Origin of the sequence: Bacillus litorisediminis (assembly GCF_022808645.1) — a bacterium.
Taxonomy (GTDB): Bacteria; Bacillota; Bacilli; order Bacillales; family JC228; genus Bacillus_BF; species Bacillus_BF litorisediminis.
Window position 1 is genome coordinate 19,065 of sequence record NZ_JAKZKT010000003.1, and the last position, 17,533, is coordinate 36,597.

The following is a 17,533-nucleotide window of genomic DNA, read 5'->3' on the forward strand; positions in this document are numbered from 1 at the left end:
ATAGACTATTATTCTTTTAAGTATATTTTGATATTTTTATAACGTTTATTCAACGTTATCATATCATTACGTTATAAAAATCGTCAAGATGATAAATGAATTTTCAAATGCTTCATAATTTTTTTGAACCCAATACATAAAAACAGCCCTGGTACAAACCAGAGCTGTCTGATTATCATATAGATAAAAGAGAGCGATCACTTGCAAGTTGTTCTCCCCGAATTCTTTTGAATTCATTGAGAAGATCCTCGACCGTTAATGTTTTTTTCTGTTCTTCATTCGCTTCAAATATGATTTGACCTTTATCCATCATAATGAGACGGTTTCCTAAATCAATCGCCTGCTGCATATTATGGGTGACCATCAATGTAGTAAGACCATGTTCACCGACAATTTCTTTTGTTAATCTTGTAATGAGTTCGGCACGCGATGGATCCAGAGCGGCTGTATGTTCATCTAAAAGAAGAATATCAGGTTCAGTAAAAGTGGCCATCAGCAAAGATAAGGCTTGGCGCTCTCCCCCTGATAATAGTCCGACCTTAGCATTTAATCTGGATTCCAAACCAAGATTTAAGCTTTTCAGCACATCAAGAAACAATTGCTTTCTTTCCTTTGTTACGCCTTTTCTTAAGCCACGTTTCTTATTTCTCGAAAAGGCCATCGCCAAATTCTCTTCAATCGTCATTGTTGGAGCGGTGCCTGCCATCGGATCTTGAAAAACACGGCCGATTAATTTAGACCTTTTATATTCCGGGAGATTGGTAACATCCTTGCCATTAATCGTAACAGTTCCTATATCCGGTTTTATCACACCGGAAATCACATTCATTAACGTGGACTTACCGGCACCATTACTTCCGATAATTGTGACAAAATCACCTTTTTTAAGGGAAAGATTAATGTGACTAAGAGCTATTTTTTCATCTAAGGTGCCTTCGTTAAAGATTTTGTTAATTTCCTTTAGATGTAGCAACTCCATCACCCTCTTCCACCTGTAATTTTGCCATCAGCTCCTGATGCCTTTTAGTTTTTCTGCGCTTTTCTTTTTGGCTGTCGATAATCTTTGGAAGAACCAGTGCCAGAATAACAATTGCAGCAGTAATAAGCTTCATATCGCTGGCATCTAAGATTTTCAATTGCAGGGCAAGACCTAAAACAATTCGATAAATAACTGCACCGCCAATAACGGCAAAGGTTGTTCGGACAATCGATTTAGACCCAAAGATCGCTTCCCCAATAATAACGGAAGCCAGACCCGTTACAATCATACCGACACCCATCCCAACATCAGCACTTCCCTGATATTGAGCAACTAATGCACCTGAAAAGGCTACGAATGCGTTGGAAATCCCCAGCCCAATGATAATCAGGCTATCTGTATTTCCTGAGAAACTTCTAATCATTCGCTGATTATCTCCTGTTGCTCGAATAGCAAGACCAATTTCTGTTTTTAAGAAAAGGTCTGTAACAACTTTAACTGCTAATGTAACCACAATCATAATAAATAAAATACCGTAATCGGTCGGAAGAATTTCTACTCCCATCGAACTGAAAATATTATTAAAAAACGTATTGATTCCAAGGTTGCTGGCCCATTGCTCTACAGGTGTAAAAATGGTGTCTACATTCAATAAAGGAATATTAGGTCTTCCGACTGCTTCCGATGTCGTTCCCATTATACGAAGATTAATCGAATAGAGGGCAGTCATCATCAAGATTCCGGATAGCAGGGGATTTATTTTTCCTTTTGTATGCAAGACTCCGGTAATAGTTCCTGCAATAAACCCTACAATAATAGAGGCCCCCGTTGCTAATAAGGGACTATACCCAAGGGTTAATAAGGTGGCAGCCATAGCTGCCCCCGTTACAAAGCTACCGTCAACCGTTAAATCTGGGAAGTCTAGTATACGGAAAGAAAGGTATACACCTAATGCCATAATGGCATAGATGATACCTAACTCTACCGACCCAAAAATGGCCGAGAACATTGTATCAACTCCTAATTTATTCGAGATATTCTGCGATGTTATCCCACTCTGGCTTCAATTCAACCCCTTGTTCTGCAGCTGCTTGTTTGTTAATGACAAGCTTCAGATTTTGAGGAACTTGAACTGGGATATCAGCTGGGCTTTTTCCTTCTAGGAGAATATGAGCGGCCATGACTCCTGCTTCATATCCAATATCGTAATAATCAAATCCGTATGCTGCCAATGCACCGCGTCCAACAGAATCAAACTCTCCGGCAAGCATTGGAATATCTCTTTCGTTTGCCACAGCAACAACACTTTCTAATCCTGAAACAACTGTATTATCAGTAATGATGTAAAACGCATCAATTTTTCCTACTAAAGATTCGGCAGCTTGTTTGACATCTGCAGTAGTTGCAACCGTTGCTTCAACTGCCTCAAGACCTAATTCAGATAAAAGTTCTTTAATAGAGTTAACTTGTGATACGGAATTAGCCTCACCTGCATTATAGATTAAGCCAACTTTCGTTCCGCCAAGCTCATCTTTAATAAATTTTAAAGTGTTTGGAATCGCATCTGGATGTAAATCCATTGTTCCCGTGATATTTGGTCCAGGCTGGTCAAGCGCAGCAACAAGCTCGGCTCCGACTGGATCTGTTACAGATGTAAATACAATCGGAATAGTGTCAGTAGCAGCTAGAGCGGTTTGTGCACTCGGAGTTGAATTTGCAAAAATCAAATCAACATTGCTGCTTACAAAGTTTGTAGCGATTGTAGCACTTAAGGATCCATCTCCTTGAGCAATTTGAAGGTCATATGTAACATTTTCGCCTTCTTTTAATCCGTTTTGTTCAAGTGCAGCCTTAAAGCCATCTACAGCAGCATCTAAAGAAGGATGCTCTGCAATTTGCGTGATCCCAATTGTGTATGATTTTTCCTCTTCCGATGGAGCTGGATCCGAAGAGCCGCCATTGTTTTCTTCCGGCTGATTCCCTCCGCTTCCCCCGCTTGTTTCGGAACTGCCGCAAGCAGCTAGCATCCATACAAGTGCTAGGATCAGAATACTGAACCAATTTCGTTTTTGAAGCATAAATCTTCCCCCTAAATACGCATTTTTGTAATCGCTTTCATAATAATAACCCTTAAATAAAAAATGATTATTCCACCTTTTTTAAGGATTTCGAATTTTAAGTAATATTAACATTTTCCTATCAATCTAGTCAATTTGTTTTAGGAATCTTGTAAAAGATTTAAATCAAATGGAAGACTGCAATTTCTCATTGATTTTCTTGACTGAATCGATTAATTCTTGCATCATAGTTTGAAGCAGTTCATCTACGGATGGAAGGTCATGGATAATAGCTGCAATTTGCCCGCTATTCATAAATCCTTCGATTTCATTTCCTTCAATGGCACCTTTTATATGATATTCTTCACTCGTAAGCTGTGCCCATTCCTCTAATGACAGATTTTCATTCTCTTTTTCTAGCAAGCTTTCAGCATAAGCAGTTTTTAAGACCCTTCTTACTCTTCCAACTTTTCTTCCTAGAACTACCGTACAATGATCGGTTGCTCGCAAAATTTTTTCTTTATAAGCAGATGAAAAAGGTGCATCTTTTGTCGCGACAAATCTTGTCCCCATTTGAACTCCTTGAGCCCCTAGCATCATCATCGCAGCTAAACCTCTGCCATTCGAGATTCCCCCTGCCGCCACGATTGGAACTGACACAGCTTCCGTTAATTGCTGGACCAGTGTTAGGGTTGTAAGTTCCTGCGGGGAGTTAATCCCGGCCGCTTCAAACCCCTCCCCTATAATGACATCAGCACCTGCTTCCACAGCTTTAGCAGCCTGACGTATATTACCTACAACAACCAAAACCTTGATGCCATGCTCGTGCAGCTTTGGAATGTAGGGGGCAGGATTTCCTGCAGATAGGGTGACTGCTGGAATCTGATGCTCGATAACGAGCTTGATCATGGCCTTTGGGTCCGTGCTTACTTGAATCGGGATATTGACGCTAAATGGCTTATCCGTTTTTTGCTTCGTTTCGATGATTTTGGTCTCTATTTCTTTTGGGGTCATCGTACCTACTCCAAGTGTCCCTAGTCCTCCCGCATTTGATACAGCTGCGGTTAATACTGGATGGCTAATATTCCCCATCCCCCCTTGAATAATGGGATATTGAATGTCCAGTAATCTGCAAAGCTCATTCAATCTGTCTCACCCCTTACATCTAGTGTTTTAATATAAAAAATATTACAATAATAGTAAATAGTCCAAAAACTAAGGAGATGAAAGCATGATCATAAAACTAAATGGTGATGAGCCAAAGATTCACCCATCTGTCTTTATTGCACCAGGAGCCAATATTATTGGCCAGGTTGAAATCGGGGAAAACTCCAGTATTTGGTTTAATTCTGTATTGCGTGGTGATGAAGGTCCGATTACCATTGGAAAACGCTGTAACATTCAGGACAATTGTACCCTTCACTTGTACGAGGGCTTTCCGCTTATTCTCGAAGATGAAGTATCAGTTGGCCATAATGCGATTCTCCATGGTTGCCATATTAAAAAGGGCGCTCTGATTGGAATGGGAGCCACAGTATTAGATGGTGTCGAAGTCGGCGAGCAAACCCTTATAGGTGCAAACAGCTTTATTCCATCTGGAAAGAAAATACCTCCCCGCTCCTTAGTCCTGGGTTCACCAGGAAAAGTAGTCAGAGAATTAACGGAAAAAGATTTTGAAATGCTCCGTATGACGGTGCAAATTTATGAAGAAAAGGCACGGCAGTTTAAAGAACAGCTTGCCGCTCAAAGCTAATGAAAGACTGTGAATAGAGGTTGTCATTTGTAAAAGGGGTCTTGCCCCTTAACAAGACAACCTCTTTCCTAATCTTCGACAATGAGTGGATGATGAAACACGTCATACTCTTTATCTTTCCTTTTAATTTCATTGCCCTGCTGAAACACTTCTTCAAAAAAGCGGCTGGCTGGTTCTGCCAACTCTTTATAATAATCTCCAAAAAGAGAGGCAGCATGCTGACCTAACCACTGTTCAGGCAATAATTCTTCCGGAAGTCCCGGATCCACAAAAAGAAACTTGCGGTATTCGTGAACGAGCTTGGTCCGTTCAACAAAGCATTCCGCTTCAGTCATTTCTCCTTTTTGAATTTTGTTTTTATCAATCACATACTTCTGACTATACCTGGCAATAAAATGCTCATATTTGCGATTAATATCAGATAAATCCCAGCACTCTTGTACTAGACGGTGGTTTTCGTGAGGACCTTCATATTCGGTAATAAAATAATGAACATGCTCACGAATATCATATTTATCCATTAGTGCGTACACTTGTTTTGTTAAATCATTGGGAGAAATCCAGCAGCTGTTGGAAATCGTGCCAAACCCGCTCCACACCAACTCTTTGCGCAACTCATCGCGAATAGTCCGCTTTTCTTCAGGAATCGAATAAATCAGCATTCTCCATTTGCCATCCCATGTATCTGGCTTCAGCTTAAAGATACGGTTGGCTGCTTCATCCATCCGTTCCACGCCGCGTTTTGTTAAATAATAATGGCTTTTATTTCCTTCTTTTCTGGATTTAACCCAGCCCTGTTTATGCATACGGGAAATCGCAGCCCGAACGGATTGTTCATTATGTCCGAATTCCTTTAATAGCCGGATAAGACTGCCTATCCAGATTTCATTTCCATAATGGCGTATATAATCGCCATATAACGTAAATATCATCGATCTCGTATTAAAACTGCTATTCATTAGGCAACTTTCCTTACAATAAAATGAAATTACAATGACTCAGCTTTTGCAGGTCGTTCTGACGGAATTCACCATGCCAAAGTCGAGTTAAACTATTAAAAATTTTACTATAATAAGCGGTTAGAAACCAACTTCTATTTACTTCCCCTGAAAGTTTGGCTGTCTTTTCTCAGCAAACGCTTCTAGCGCCTCGATACGGTCTTGTGTAGGGATAATCACTTCATAGGCTTTCGCTTCCAAATCAAGCCCCGTTGCCATGTCAGCATTTATGCCTTTTTGAATCGCAAATTTCGCCTGCTGGACGGCAATCGGTCCATTCTTCAGCATTTCGTTAGCCAATTCTTCACAGGCTGACATTAACACTTCCCTATCCACGATTTTTGTAAGCAAGCCGTATGAATACGCAGTCTCAGCATTAATTTTTCTAGCGGTTAAAATTAATTCCTTTGCCCGTGCTTCTCCAATCAGGCGCGGCAGTCTTTGCGTTCCCCCTGCACCTGGGATAATCGCCCAGCTTACCTCTGTTAAACCCATCACCGCTTCTTTTATAGCGATACGGAAATCACAGGCAAGCATTAATTCAAAGCCACCGCCAAAAGCATACCCGTTTACAGCGGCAATTGTAGGCTGCGGCAGTTCGGCGACTGATTGAAATACAGAACGGATTTTATATACGTTTCTTCTTACCTGATCTTCTGTTAGCGTTTTTCTTTCCTTTAAGTCTGCACCCGTACTAAATGCCTTTTCCCCGGCACCGGTAAATACCACGACACGAATACCAGAATTAAAGCGAATCGATTCTACTAACTCTCCCAGTTCAACAAGAGTTTCATAGTTAAAGCAATTTAATGCTTCTGGGCGATTTAGTGTTACATAGCCAATGCCGTTATTAGACTCAAATAATAGATTTTTCATTATGTTCCCTCCCTATTGCTCCTCTGCGTTTTCTATAATCGTTGCAATCCCTTGGCCAACTCCGATACACATGGTAGCCAGACCAAATTGAACCTTTCTTCGTTTCATCTCATATAGAAGTGTCGTTAATATTCTGGCTCCGCTGGCACCGAGCGGATGACCGTAAGCGATCGCACCGCCATTGACATTGACCCTCTCAGGGTCCAGTTCTAGCTGTTTGATACACTCCAAGGCCTGTGATGCAAAAGCTTCATTTAACTCAATTAAATCTAAGTCTCGAACCTGCAATCTAGCCCGCTGCAATGCTTTTCTCGTTGCAAAAATCGGACCCAACCCCATCACACTTGGCTCAAGACCAGCTACAGCTGCAGCGCGGAATTTTGCCATCGGCTTGAGACCCAATTCCTTTGCCTTTTCGGCTGTCATGAGTAATAAAGCGGCTGCACCGTCGTTGACGCCGGACGCATTACCCGCTGTTACCGTACCGTCTGGAAAGATTGGCTTAAGCTTGGCTAATGCCTCTAAAGACGTATCCGGTCTTGGATGTTCATCCTGTTCAACCAAGGTTACGGCTCCTTTTTTCCCTTTCACTTCTACGGGAACCATTTCTTCAGCCATGATTCCGGATTCTATTGCTCTTTTTGCCCTCATTTGACTGGAATAAGCAAATTGATCCTGTTTTTCTCTGCTAATGTTAAATCGTTTCGCCACATTTTCCGCAGTTTGCGGCATTGAATCGGTTCCATATTCCCTCTCGAGCTCCGGATTGATAAATCTCCAGCCGATGGTCGTATCAAACATTTCGAGATTTCCGCGCGGGAAGTCACTCTCAGGCTTTCCCATGACAAATGGTGCCCTTGTCATACTTTCCGTACCGCCTGCGATCATAATGTCGCCGTCACCAACCATAAGCGCCCTGGCGGCATAATTAACAGCGTCTAAGCCAGAGCCGCAGAGACGGTTAATCGTCGTCCCTGCAACCTCAATCGGAAGTCCAGCCAATAAAGCCGACATTCGAGCGACATTTCGATTATCCTCCCCTGCCTGATTGGCATTCCCCAATATCACTTCCTCTATTTGTTCCACAGGAAGCTCGGGATTCCTTTTTACCAATTCTTTGATCACGATCGCTCCTAAATCATCCGGTCTAACACTTTTCAAGGCTCCCTTATACCTTCCGATTGGCGTCCGGATTGCGTCAACGATTACAACCTCTCTCATTCACTGTAACCCCTTTCCCATGTCTGTATAATCGTAGACACCCTTGCCTGTTTTTCTTCCTAAACGGCCAGCCTTCACATATTGAACAAGCAGTGGTGCAGGTCGATATTTTTCACCCAGCATTTTATGAAGGTAATTTAAATTATTTAACCGGGTGTCTAACCCAACCAGATCTGCGAGCTCAAATGGACCCATCGGGTAATTTAGGCCCAGTTTAATCGCTTTATCAATTTCTTCCGCTGTTCCGACACCTTCCTGAAGCATATAAAAGGCTTCATTTCCGACAAGGGCACTAATACGGCTTGTAACAAAGCCAGGGAATTCATTAATCATTACGGTCTCCTTTCCCATTTTTACCGCAACTTCCTGTGCCATCTTTGCCGTTTCCTCGCTCGTTTCTAATCCTTTAATGATTTCAACTAAAGGCATTTTATGTACAGGGTTAAAGAAATGCATCGCTATAACCCGTTCTGGTCTTTTTGTAAAAGAGGCTATTTCTGTCGGACTCATCGTCGACGTATTCGTCGCAAAAAAGGCATGTGGACCGGCATGCTTGTCAATTGTTTCAAACACTGATTGCTTAATTTGAATATTTTCAGGTACAGCCTCTATTACTAAATCTGCTTTTTCCGCGGATTTTTCAAGGTCAGTCGTAAAGACTAGTCTGTCTTTAGCTGCCTCCTTTTGTTTAGAGGTTAATTTCCCTCTCTGCACCCCTTTTTCAAAGATCAGATTTAGCTCGTTCTCAGCACTTTTTAAGGCTTCTTCCTTCACATCGACTAATTCCACCTCAAAACCGCCAACTGCGGCTACATACGCGATTCCTCGCCCCATTACTCCTGAACCGATTACGGTTACACGCTGAATCATTATCGTCACCCCTTAACTCATTAAATGGCAAAAGGCGAGCAGTCTGCAGGAGTTGCTCGCACTTTTGCATCTATGAAATTTTTAATCTTACAAACCAAAAGGATTTAAAGGCTTAGCTCCAAAGTAAGACAGAACACTCTTCGTCTCTGAATAGAGGTCTAATGTTTCAATACTTAGCTCACGGCCAAATCCGGATTGCTTGTAGCCGCCAAACGGTGTGCCCGGGAAAGCAGAGAAAGGTGTATTAATCATGACGATCCCTGATTTGATTTCGTTCGCTACACGAGTAGCCCGGGCATGGTCTTTTGTCCAAATCGCAGAAGCAAGACCGTACTCAGAGTCATTCGCAAGACCAATCACTTCTTTTTCGTCCTTAAATTTCATGACGACAGCCACTGGCCCAAAGATCTCTTCTTTTACAGCCTTCATCGAATGATTGACATCTGCTATGATCGTTGGCTCATACCAATATCCTTTCTCATATCCTTCGACAACGGCAGGCTTTCCTCCTGCTAAAACTGTCGCACCATCTTCAATCGCCGATTGAACATAGCTATCAATCGTTTCCAGCTGATCTTTGCTGATAATAGCCCCCACATGTGTCCCAGCATCAAGGGTATTTCCAAGCTTTAATTGCTTGGTTTTTTCAACAAACTTCTCGATGAATTGATCGTAAATGCTCTCATGAATATAAATGCGAGAACGCGCCTCACATGATTGACCAGTATTATAGAAAATACCAAATAGTGAACCATTTACAGCTGCTTCAACATCGGCATCTTCAAAAATCAGACTAGGAGATTTTCCGCCAAGCTCTAAGGTAACTCGCTTTAAAGTTTGGGATGCTTTTGCCATAATATCCTTCCCAATCGGTGTAGACCCAGTAAAGGCAACCTTGTCTACTATTGGATGCTCCACTAAGTAGTTCCCTATTTTCGAACCTGAACCAGGCAATACATTGACAACGCCCTCTGGAACTCCAGCCTCATGACAAATTTCAGTCAATACAATGGCTGTCAATGGAGTTAAGCTCGCAGGTTTAAGCACTACTGAACAGCCAGCTGCAAGAGCAGGAGCTATTTTCCACGCAGCCATCATCAGCGGATAATTCCAAGGAATAATTTGTGCACACACGCCAACCGGTTCTTTTTGGGTATAGTTAAAAAATTGACCTGGCATGCTGTTTACATTTCCTCTGTGTCCTACGATCGCTCCGGCGTAAAATTCAAAATCCTCAATCGCCTGCATCACTTGGCCTTGAGCTGCTGAAATCGTTTTTCCGCTGTCTAATACTTCAAGTTCAACCAATTCGTTAAAGCGGCTTCTCATGATCGAGGCAATTTTGTTAAGAACACGAGCTCGCTTCCCTACTGGAAAGCGCTTCCACTTACCATTGTCAAATGCGTGTCTGGCAGCCTGAACCGCTCTTTCTGCATCTTCAATGGATGCTTTTGCAACAGTTGCAACTGCCTCTCCTGTCGCTGGGTTGTATGTAGTGTATGTTTCACCTGAAACACTCTCAACCCGCTCTCCGCCAATGATTAGTGAGTAATGTTCTCTTTTAACCGGCAATACTTCCATTTTTTCTTCCTTAACTGTTGCCATCGTTCATTCCTCCTCTTTTTTAGTTCCCATTAAACACAGGCTTTCTTTTTTCTAAAAAGGCTTGAACGCCCTCTTTGTGATCAGCTGAATGACCTGCTATTTGTTGAGCATACGCTTCTTTTTCCAGCATTCCTTCTAATGTTTCATCGAAGCTAATCCGTAAGTATCGTTTAATGAGACCAATTGCTTTGGTCGGCATTTGTGCAAGCCTCGATGCAAAAGCTTCTACGGTTTGATCAAATACTTCAGCTGCAGCAACCTGAGTGACAAGACCATACTCTTTGGCTTGTTCTGCATTGATTTTCTCACCTAAAACGGCAAGCTCCATTGCTTTGGCTAGTCCAACGATACGAGGCAGGTAGTACAGGTTGCCTGAATCTGGAACTAATCCAACGTGGATAAAAGCCTCTACGAAACTAGCTTTCTCTGAAGCGATTCGAAAATCACAAGCAAGTGCCAAGCTCATCCCAGCTCCAGCAGCTACACCGTTGATTGCCGCGATCACTGGTATTTCGAGTCCGGCAATTGCTTCAATCATCGGATTGTAGCGTGTTCTTAAAACCTCGCCAAAATCGGAGTCTTCGCCGACATCACTTAAGTCCTGTCCTGAACAAAACGCTCTCCCGGCTCCAGTTATGACAACGGCTCTAATATTTGCGTTTTTTCCTGCGTCCTTGATAGCCCGCGTTACCTCTTTATTCATTTGTTCATTAAAAGCGTTGAGTTTGTCAGGACGATTTAGGGTCAGCCAAAGAACGTTATTTTTTTCTTCAGTTACTATCGTTTCAAACACGTCGTTCACCTATCTTCCTTTAAAGGATGGCTTTCTTTTTTCCTGAAAGGCTTTCATCCCTTCTTTTTGATCCTCTGATGCAAATAAGAGATAGAAGTTCTTTCTTTCAAACTGCATGCCTTCAGCTAACGTATAATCTTCTGCTTTTTCTACCGCTTCCTTAATGAGACGGACCGATAATGCAGGTTTGGAGGCTACTTTTCTAGCAAACTGAAAGGTTTCCTCCCACAAAAGCTCAGGCGCAATCAGCCGATTGACCACCCCATAATGAAGGGCTTCCTTTCCAGACATCATCTCGCCAGACCAAAGCCACTCTAAGGCTTTCGTTTTTCCCATAAGTCTGGTTAAACGCTGGGTACCTCCTGCTCCAGGCATCACACCAATGTTGATTTCAGGAAATCCAAATTTTGCATCTTCAGCTGCAAAAAGCAAATCACAGCTTAATGCGAGTTCAAACCCTCCGCCAAGTGCAAAGCCTTGAACTGCTCCAATGATCGGTTTTTTTATCATATTCATTCTGTCCCAATCTTTAAATTGGTTGAGAAGCTCCATACGAATTGCATCATCATCGGCCATTTCATCGATATCTGCACCAGCAGCAAAAGCCCTGCCTTTTCCAGTCAAAACAATCACTTTCACATCATCGCGCTGATCGAATTCATCAAAAACGGCTACAATTTCACGAATCATTGCCCGGTTTAATGCATTTAACACTTTTGGCCGATTTAAACAAACATGACCAATCCCGTCTTTCACCGACACTTCAATATATTGAAAATTAGACATTCTCTTCTTCCCCGAACATAAAGGTTGCTAAATGTCCGGCAAACTTACTGGCATCCTTCAACGAAGCTTTTGCCTCTTCCGTCTGTGAAGCAGCTTTAAAGGCTTCTTTATTTTCATAATACATTTCACACATTAAATAATAGTCATGCTCACCTTTAAGCTTTGTTACTTTAATGTTTTGCAGACCAGGGATTTTTTTCGTGATTGGCATATGGGTGTTAAAGTAGTAATCATCAAATTCCGCAGGATTTTCAGGTTTTTTGTACAATACGATTACTTTATACATAGTTCGGCTTCCTTTCTTAACATAGATTTGATTTGCTTTAGGGACTTTCTAAGATAGGCTGGTATATCAGTTACATCATGGTAGATACTGGCTTCATGGCTTCAAACGGATTTTTGCAAGATTTGCAGTAAAGGATACTTCTGCACGCAGTTGGCCCAAAGAGGTTTTCCATCGTTGTGTATGGCGACCCGCAATAAGGGCAATCTACTTTCCAAAGTCCATCCTTTTCCAAGTACTTTGGGGGAGGTGCAATTCCAAATTCTTTTAAACGTTCCCTCCCCCGTTCAGTAACACGATCAGATGTCCAAGGCGGGTCATAAATAAAACGAACCTCAACACGCTGAACCTGCGGAAGCTGATAAATTGCCTTTTCCATATTATTGCGAATTATATCCAGGGCTGGACATCCGACAAAAGTAGGAAGAGCCTCAATCTGTACTCGGCCATCCTCAACCTCTACCCGTTCAATCATCCCCAAATCTATTACACTAACAGAATCTATTTCAGGATCCTTCACATTATGAAGAACCTCTAAAACTTTTTTATGAAGCTCAGATTGGAGTTTCATATCACCACTGCTTTCTAAAATTTAGTCATCGCCTTCAGAAGTCTACCAAACAGCATTTGGATCGGATGCATATACGGCACTTAGTGTGTTAAGCGCGTCCTCTAAATCATTTGTATGGATTCCTTCGCGTCCATTTCCTAGCTTCATCTTGCACGGACCCGGAAAATCCACCTGAACTTCTGCCAAAATTGGCTTCATATAAGAAATCCACGCTTCTGTCAGCTTATCTTCACAATCAATCAGCTGATGATGTACCATCTCATCTGCTAAAGCGCCAAGTGAAAGCACCCCTTGAAATTCATCCCACACTCGACCGATTGCTTCCCTCATGCGTTCCCGTGCTTCGCCTTTTGCAAGTGTAAGCTGCTTAAACCACGTGGACCAATGCATAATATGGTAATACTGCTCCATACTGATTTTAATGGCAGCGTTCCGCAGCGGTACATAACTTGAGTTTTTCAATGAATCTAGTTTTATCTTTTTATACGTGTCGTAAAAATAGTTTCGGACTACGGTAAAAGCCCAGTCGTACCTAGGTTCTTCTAAATACGTTCCTGTACCATTTTTTAGTTCTAAAAGAATCGCATTTTTTCTATCTGATGCTTTTCTGCCATGCGCCAAGAAGTCAGCATCCCCTTCACCGAGCTCTTCAAGAAGCTGGTAATACATGGCTGCATGACCCATCGTATCTTGACTGATGGAGGAAAAAGCCACATCCTCTTCGATATGAGGGGCAAGCCCTAACCATTCAGATCCTCTAAATGCCAGGAGAAAATCGTCGTCTGCAAGCTGATATAGAAGCTCTGTCAGGGCTTCACAGTAGGCTCGATTTTCTTTAGCTTGTTGTCCGTTTTCGATTAGCAGCATCTTGATCCTCCCCCCATGATAGAATTTCTTTTTCGTCTAATACCCCTTGCTCATATTCACGCCATTTTTTCTTTAAATAACCGTAACCCTTCGTAAGGCGGTAATCTTTATTATCAATTCGCTTTAATGTTTCTTTTTCTTCCTCAGTCATTTTTCTAATGTCTGAACGCTTCACTACCCAAATATCTATAACGGGCTCGCGCCGCATAAAATTTTCCTGTGCCATTACCAGCGCGATTTCATGGTTAGGCGCAAGCAAACTAAATTGATATTGCATATCTGTTTTTTCATTACGTTTACTAAATACTTCAAAAACTTCATAAAAGCCTTCTGTATGATTGTCAGCCATGCTGTTCCCTCCTAAACGGCTACACTGTCAGGCTTAAGAGCCTCTCGAACCCAGCTGTTGTTTTCGTATGCAATTTCCCTGAGGCGGAGTCTTGCTTTTGATTTTGGTCCTTCATTTTTGATAATTTTCTTGAATTCATTCCAATCTGGCTGCTGGTAAACCCACTTTTCTTGGTCTTTGTCATAATACATCGTTGGATCCGGCAGTCTTAATCCAAGAGCTAGCATTCTTGGAATGTATTTATCAAAGAATTGCTGTCTGAGCTCTTCATTCGTTTTCTTGCGAATTTTATATTTAATCGTAATGTCTTGCTTAGATGAACCAGTTGTTTCTGCAGATGCCGGACCAAAAAACATCAGTAAGGCTGGCCACCAGCGGTCGATTGCATCCTGAATCATCGCTTTTTGCTCCTCGGTACCTTCAGCTAGTGCAAGAATAATAGATTCTCCATGGGCTGCATGGAACACTTCTTCCGCACAAATCCGCTGAAGTGCACGGGCATAAGGTCCATAACTGGCATTTAACATATTGGTTTGTGAGATAATAGCAGCTCCATCTACAAGCCAGCCAATTAAACCGGCATCTCCCCATGTAGGCGCTTCCATATGGAACACATTATGAAACTTTAAATCTCCTGAAAACAGATCCTGCATAATATGCTCGCGGTTTTTGCCTAATGGCTTCATCAAATCCTCAGCCACGCGCAAAAGCAATTGTCCGTGCCCCATTTCATCTTGAACCTTTGCCATAATTCCCAGCTTTCTTTTTAGGCTCGGTGCTTTTGGCACCCATTCTTTCTCAGGCAATGCTCCCATAATTTCACTGATCCCGTGCATCGAGATAAGCTTAATCAACGCAATCCGATATTCCTCTGGCATCCAGTCATCTGCTTCTATTTTCTCACCTGCTTCGATCCGCTCCATAAAACGCTGATACTTCTCGTCTTCTGTCATAGAAGAGAAGGTCGAAGAAATTGACATAGTTTTAACCCCTTCCTTTTTTAGTTATATAACGTTTATTTAACGTTATTATATTTTATTGTTATATTATATTCAAGCAAAGTAATAAAAGCGCTTTTATATTTGAACAACTTTATTTTTCTTGCGATGATCAACGACTCGTACTGCCTTCCCTTCAGATCTTGGAATCCCCTTGGGCTCTGTTAGGACGACATCCATATTTACCAGACAGTATGTTTTAATCGTGTGCTTGAGCTTTGCAATCAGATCATGTGCACCAGGTGAATCAAGCTGCCTATCCCACTCTTGATACAAACTTTCTTTTACTTCTACATGCAATGAAACCTGATCTAATTTCCCATCATTTTTTAGGTGAAGCTGATAATGAGGAACCAGTTCCGAGAATCCAATCAGGTGGTGTTCAACCTCCGAAGGAAAAACATTAACGCCTCTAATAATAATCATGTCATCAATCCGGCCCTTGATTCGTGACATCCTTGTTGTCGTTCTTCCACACTTACATTTTTCAGTTGTAATCGAAGCTATATCCCCTGTACGGTAACGAATAATCGGGAGCCCTTCCTTCTTTAAACTTGTAAATACCAGCTCCCCTTGCTCTCCTTCTTTTACTGGTTCTAAAGTCTTTGGATCGATGACTTCCACTAAAAAGTGATCATCTGCAATATGTAATCCATCCTGAGCCTCGTGGCACTCCATCGCTACCCCGGGCCCAATAATTTCACTTAATCCATAAATATCACAAGCTTTAATTCCTAAAAGTTCTTCTAAGCGGTTTCGCATTTCTTCTGACCATGGCTCTGCCCCAAAAATTCCGTATTTTAAAGACGACTTGCTCGGGTCCTTTCCTAATTCCTGCATTCTTTCGGCAATGTTTATAGCATAAGAAGGAGTACATGCAAGTAAGTCCGGCTTAAAATCTTCAATAAGCTGAATTTGTCGGTCTGTATTTCCTCCTGATGCAGGAACAACAGTCACTTTTAAGCGCTCTCCTCCATGATGAAGCCCCAACCCGCCAGTAAATAAACCGTACCCATACGCATTGTGCAGCATATCGCCTGGTTTACCGCCAGCAATCGTGATTGCCCGTGCAATTAAATCAGCCCAATTTGAGATATCATTTTCCGTATAGCCTACTACGGTTGGCTTTCCGCTCGTTCCGGATGAAGCATGAACCCGAATTAAATTCTTCCTATTAACCGCAAATAGGCCAAATGGGTAGTGGTCCCTTAAGTCTTTTTTTACTGTAAATGGAAGTTTTCTTACATCACTTAAATCTTTGATGTCCTCTGGTTTCACCCCTGTTTGGTCAAAGGCTTGCTTATAAAACGGAACATTTTCATAAACCGTTTTAGCCGTTCTTTTTAATCCTTCCAGCTGACCTTTCTCAATTTCCGAACGTTCTAGCTTCTCAACCTCATGAAGAATCATCGTAATCGCCCTCCCGCGTAAACGCTTTCAAATCTTTTGGAAAAATTTAAATGTGACGTTATTAAACCGAGTTTCTATATTCGCGTTATATTAATTCTAGAATACAACTTTTCTTTCTGTCAATATAAATTCAGAAAATTCGATGATTAAGAGTTGATGGGGCATTTCTTTCCCTTTGCTGTGTCTGTTTTTTACATTTAGAAGATCTCAATTTGTGCCTGTCAATTTAAAAAATACCGCAGTCAAATTGCCGGCGGGTACGTCCACTCCTTAAAAATTCAATAAATTAATGGAGGAAAGGGGGCGACAATGGAGAACTATACCTTTAAATAGATTCCTAATAACAATAAAACAAACGATTCCAATCGTTTTTATCATGCAGTTATTCAATTAAAAAGACGGTTTCATACGTCTGTACCTTATGAAAAATAATAGGGACCACCAAAAAAATTAAGGAACCTCCATCCCGTTTAAAGAGCATAGGGTTTCTATTTAAGGAGGGCGATTAGAACTTAGCTGAAGTAGGGATATGATTCGATTGATTCTCTTCAAAAATAAAAAGGAGGAGGAAAATATAGGGGATATACCTATATTTTCTTATTACTAAAAAGGGTGGTTTTTTGAAATATCTTTCTTGGGTAATAGGTATGTTATTTGGGGGAGTAATTTCGCTTATCGCAGCTTGGCTAATAATGTATTTGGGTCAAATGCTTGCTGGCGGAATAACTTCTTTTTGGGGAGAACCCTGGTTATATTATTCTATAGTGTTTCCATCCGCAGTTACGTTTTCAATATTAGCTGGATATTTGTATAATAAAAGTGAAGCTGCAAATAAGAAGTTATGGCTGATAAGTCTTTGCTGTGCGTTCATTGTGTCATGGTATAGCGGTACTATTGGAGCTATTTTTGCCGAATTTTTAATCCGAGGTACTCTGGAACCAATAAACGGAGCATCACCAAACATAGAAGGAATATTGATTTGGGGAACGATCTATGCCTTTCTTTTTCTTCCAATAACTACAGCTGTTTTTCGATTTTTAATTGATTTATTGCGTAGATTACTCCAAAGAGTACAATCATTATAACCAATTCTTAGACGAAATAATGTTAGCGTTTT

General features: G+C 41.5%; 19 protein-coding genes. 2 read left to right on the plus strand and 17 right to left on the minus strand.

Annotated features, from left to right (window positions below; all coding sequences use genetic code 11):
- Positions 1–175 precede the first annotated feature (175 nt).
- The 4 genes from MLE14_RS02005 to MLE14_RS02020 form a co-directional block, all read right to left on the minus strand.
- Positions 176–973 (minus strand): ABC transporter ATP-binding protein, encoded by a 798-nt coding sequence (locus MLE14_RS02005; RefSeq protein WP_243296738.1) that lies wholly within the window; start codon positions 971–973, stop codon positions 176–178.
- Positions 951–1,988: an ABC transporter permease gene (locus MLE14_RS02010; RefSeq protein ID WP_243296593.1), complete on the minus strand. Its 1,038-nt coding sequence runs from the start codon at positions 1,986–1,988 to the stop codon at positions 951–953. Before MLE14_RS02010 ends, MLE14_RS02005 begins: the two co-directional genes overlap by 23 nt.
- Positions 1,989–2,004: 16 nt before the next feature.
- Positions 2,005–3,057, minus strand: a complete 1,053-nt coding sequence (locus MLE14_RS02015; protein WP_243296594.1) for an ABC transporter substrate-binding protein — start codon at positions 3,055–3,057, stop codon at positions 2,005–2,007.
- A gap of 165 nt (positions 3,058–3,222) precedes the next feature.
- A complete protein-coding gene (locus tag MLE14_RS02020) occupies positions 3,223–4,182 on the minus strand; it encodes an NAD(P)H-dependent flavin oxidoreductase (RefSeq protein ID WP_243296595.1) in 960 nt (319 codons plus the stop codon).
- An 85-nt stretch (positions 4,183–4,267) separates the two neighbouring features.
- Here MLE14_RS02020 and MLE14_RS02025 point away from each other — a divergent pair, with 85 nt between their 5' ends.
- Complete coding sequence (locus MLE14_RS02025; protein ID WP_243296596.1) at positions 4,268–4,789, plus strand: gamma carbonic anhydrase family protein; 522 nt, start codon at positions 4,268–4,270, stop codon at positions 4,787–4,789.
- 68 nt (positions 4,790–4,857) lie between these two features.
- Here MLE14_RS02025 and paaX read toward each other — a convergent pair whose 3' ends face one another.
- The 13 genes from paaX to MLE14_RS02090 all read right to left on the minus strand — a co-directional run bounded on the left by paaX (position 4,858) and on the right by MLE14_RS02090 (position 16,416).
- Complete coding sequence (gene paaX / locus MLE14_RS02030; RefSeq protein WP_243296597.1) at positions 4,858–5,748, minus strand: phenylacetic acid degradation operon negative regulatory protein PaaX; 891 nt, start codon at positions 5,746–5,748, stop codon at positions 4,858–4,860.
- A 138-nt stretch (positions 5,749–5,886) separates the two neighbouring features.
- Positions 5,887–6,663 carry an enoyl-CoA hydratase-related protein gene (locus MLE14_RS02035; protein ID WP_243296598.1) on the minus strand — a complete coding sequence of 259 codons (777 nt, stop codon included), beginning with the start codon at positions 6,661–6,663 and terminating at the stop codon, positions 5,887–5,889.
- 12 nt (positions 6,664–6,675) lie between these two features.
- Positions 6,676–7,884 carry a 3-oxoadipyl-CoA thiolase gene (gene pcaF, locus MLE14_RS02040; RefSeq protein ID WP_243296599.1) on the minus strand — a complete coding sequence of 403 codons (1,209 nt, stop codon included), beginning with the start codon at positions 7,882–7,884 and terminating at the stop codon, positions 6,676–6,678.
- Entirely contained in the window at positions 7,885–8,754 is an 870-nt protein-coding gene (locus MLE14_RS02045; protein ID WP_243296600.1) for a 3-hydroxyacyl-CoA dehydrogenase, read from the minus strand. It lies immediately after the preceding gene.
- An 87-nt stretch (positions 8,755–8,841) separates the two neighbouring features.
- A complete protein-coding gene (locus MLE14_RS02050; RefSeq protein WP_243296601.1) occupies positions 8,842–10,359 on the minus strand; it encodes an aldehyde dehydrogenase family protein in 1,518 nt (505 codons plus the stop codon).
- Between the two features lie 19 nt (positions 10,360–10,378).
- A complete protein-coding gene (locus MLE14_RS02055) occupies positions 10,379–11,152 on the minus strand; it encodes an enoyl-CoA hydratase-related protein (RefSeq protein ID WP_243296739.1) in 774 nt (257 codons plus the stop codon).
- Positions 11,153–11,161: 9 nt separating this feature from the next.
- Entirely contained in the window at positions 11,162–11,938 is a 777-nt protein-coding gene (locus tag MLE14_RS02060; RefSeq protein WP_243296602.1) for an enoyl-CoA hydratase/isomerase family protein, read from the minus strand.
- A complete protein-coding gene (locus MLE14_RS02065; RefSeq protein ID WP_243296603.1) occupies positions 11,931–12,224 on the minus strand; it encodes an EthD family reductase in 294 nt (97 codons plus the stop codon). The genes MLE14_RS02060 and MLE14_RS02065 overlap by 8 nt, the downstream gene beginning before the upstream one ends.
- A 70-nt stretch (positions 12,225–12,294) precedes the next feature.
- Positions 12,295–12,792 (minus strand): 1,2-phenylacetyl-CoA epoxidase subunit PaaD, encoded by a 498-nt coding sequence (paaD, locus tag MLE14_RS02070; protein WP_243296604.1) that lies wholly within the window; start codon positions 12,790–12,792, stop codon positions 12,295–12,297.
- Positions 12,793–12,834: 42 nt separating this feature from the next.
- Complete coding sequence (gene paaC / locus MLE14_RS02075) at positions 12,835–13,659, minus strand: 1,2-phenylacetyl-CoA epoxidase subunit PaaC (protein WP_243296605.1); 825 nt, start codon at positions 13,657–13,659, stop codon at positions 12,835–12,837.
- Positions 13,628–14,008: a 1,2-phenylacetyl-CoA epoxidase subunit PaaB gene (gene paaB / locus MLE14_RS02080; RefSeq protein ID WP_243296606.1), complete on the minus strand. Its 381-nt coding sequence runs from the start codon at positions 14,006–14,008 to the stop codon at positions 13,628–13,630. Before paaB ends, paaC begins: the two co-directional genes overlap by 32 nt.
- 11 nt (positions 14,009–14,019) lie before the next feature.
- The gene (gene paaA / locus MLE14_RS02085; protein ID WP_243296607.1) at positions 14,020–14,988 is read right to left on the minus strand and encodes a 1,2-phenylacetyl-CoA epoxidase subunit PaaA; all 969 of its coding nucleotides are present in this window, start codon (positions 14,986–14,988) and stop codon (positions 14,020–14,022) included.
- 96 nt (positions 14,989–15,084) lie between these two features.
- Complete coding sequence (locus tag MLE14_RS02090; protein ID WP_243296608.1) at positions 15,085–16,416, minus strand: phenylacetate--CoA ligase family protein; 1,332 nt, start codon at positions 16,414–16,416, stop codon at positions 15,085–15,087.
- A 620-nt stretch (positions 16,417–17,036) separates the two neighbouring features.
- On the opposite strand from MLE14_RS02090, the gene MLE14_RS02095 reads away from it, so the two are divergent.
- Positions 17,037–17,501, plus strand: a complete 465-nt coding sequence (locus tag MLE14_RS02095; protein ID WP_243296609.1) for a hypothetical protein — start codon at positions 17,037–17,039, stop codon at positions 17,499–17,501.
- Positions 17,502–17,533: the final 32 nt, after the last annotated feature.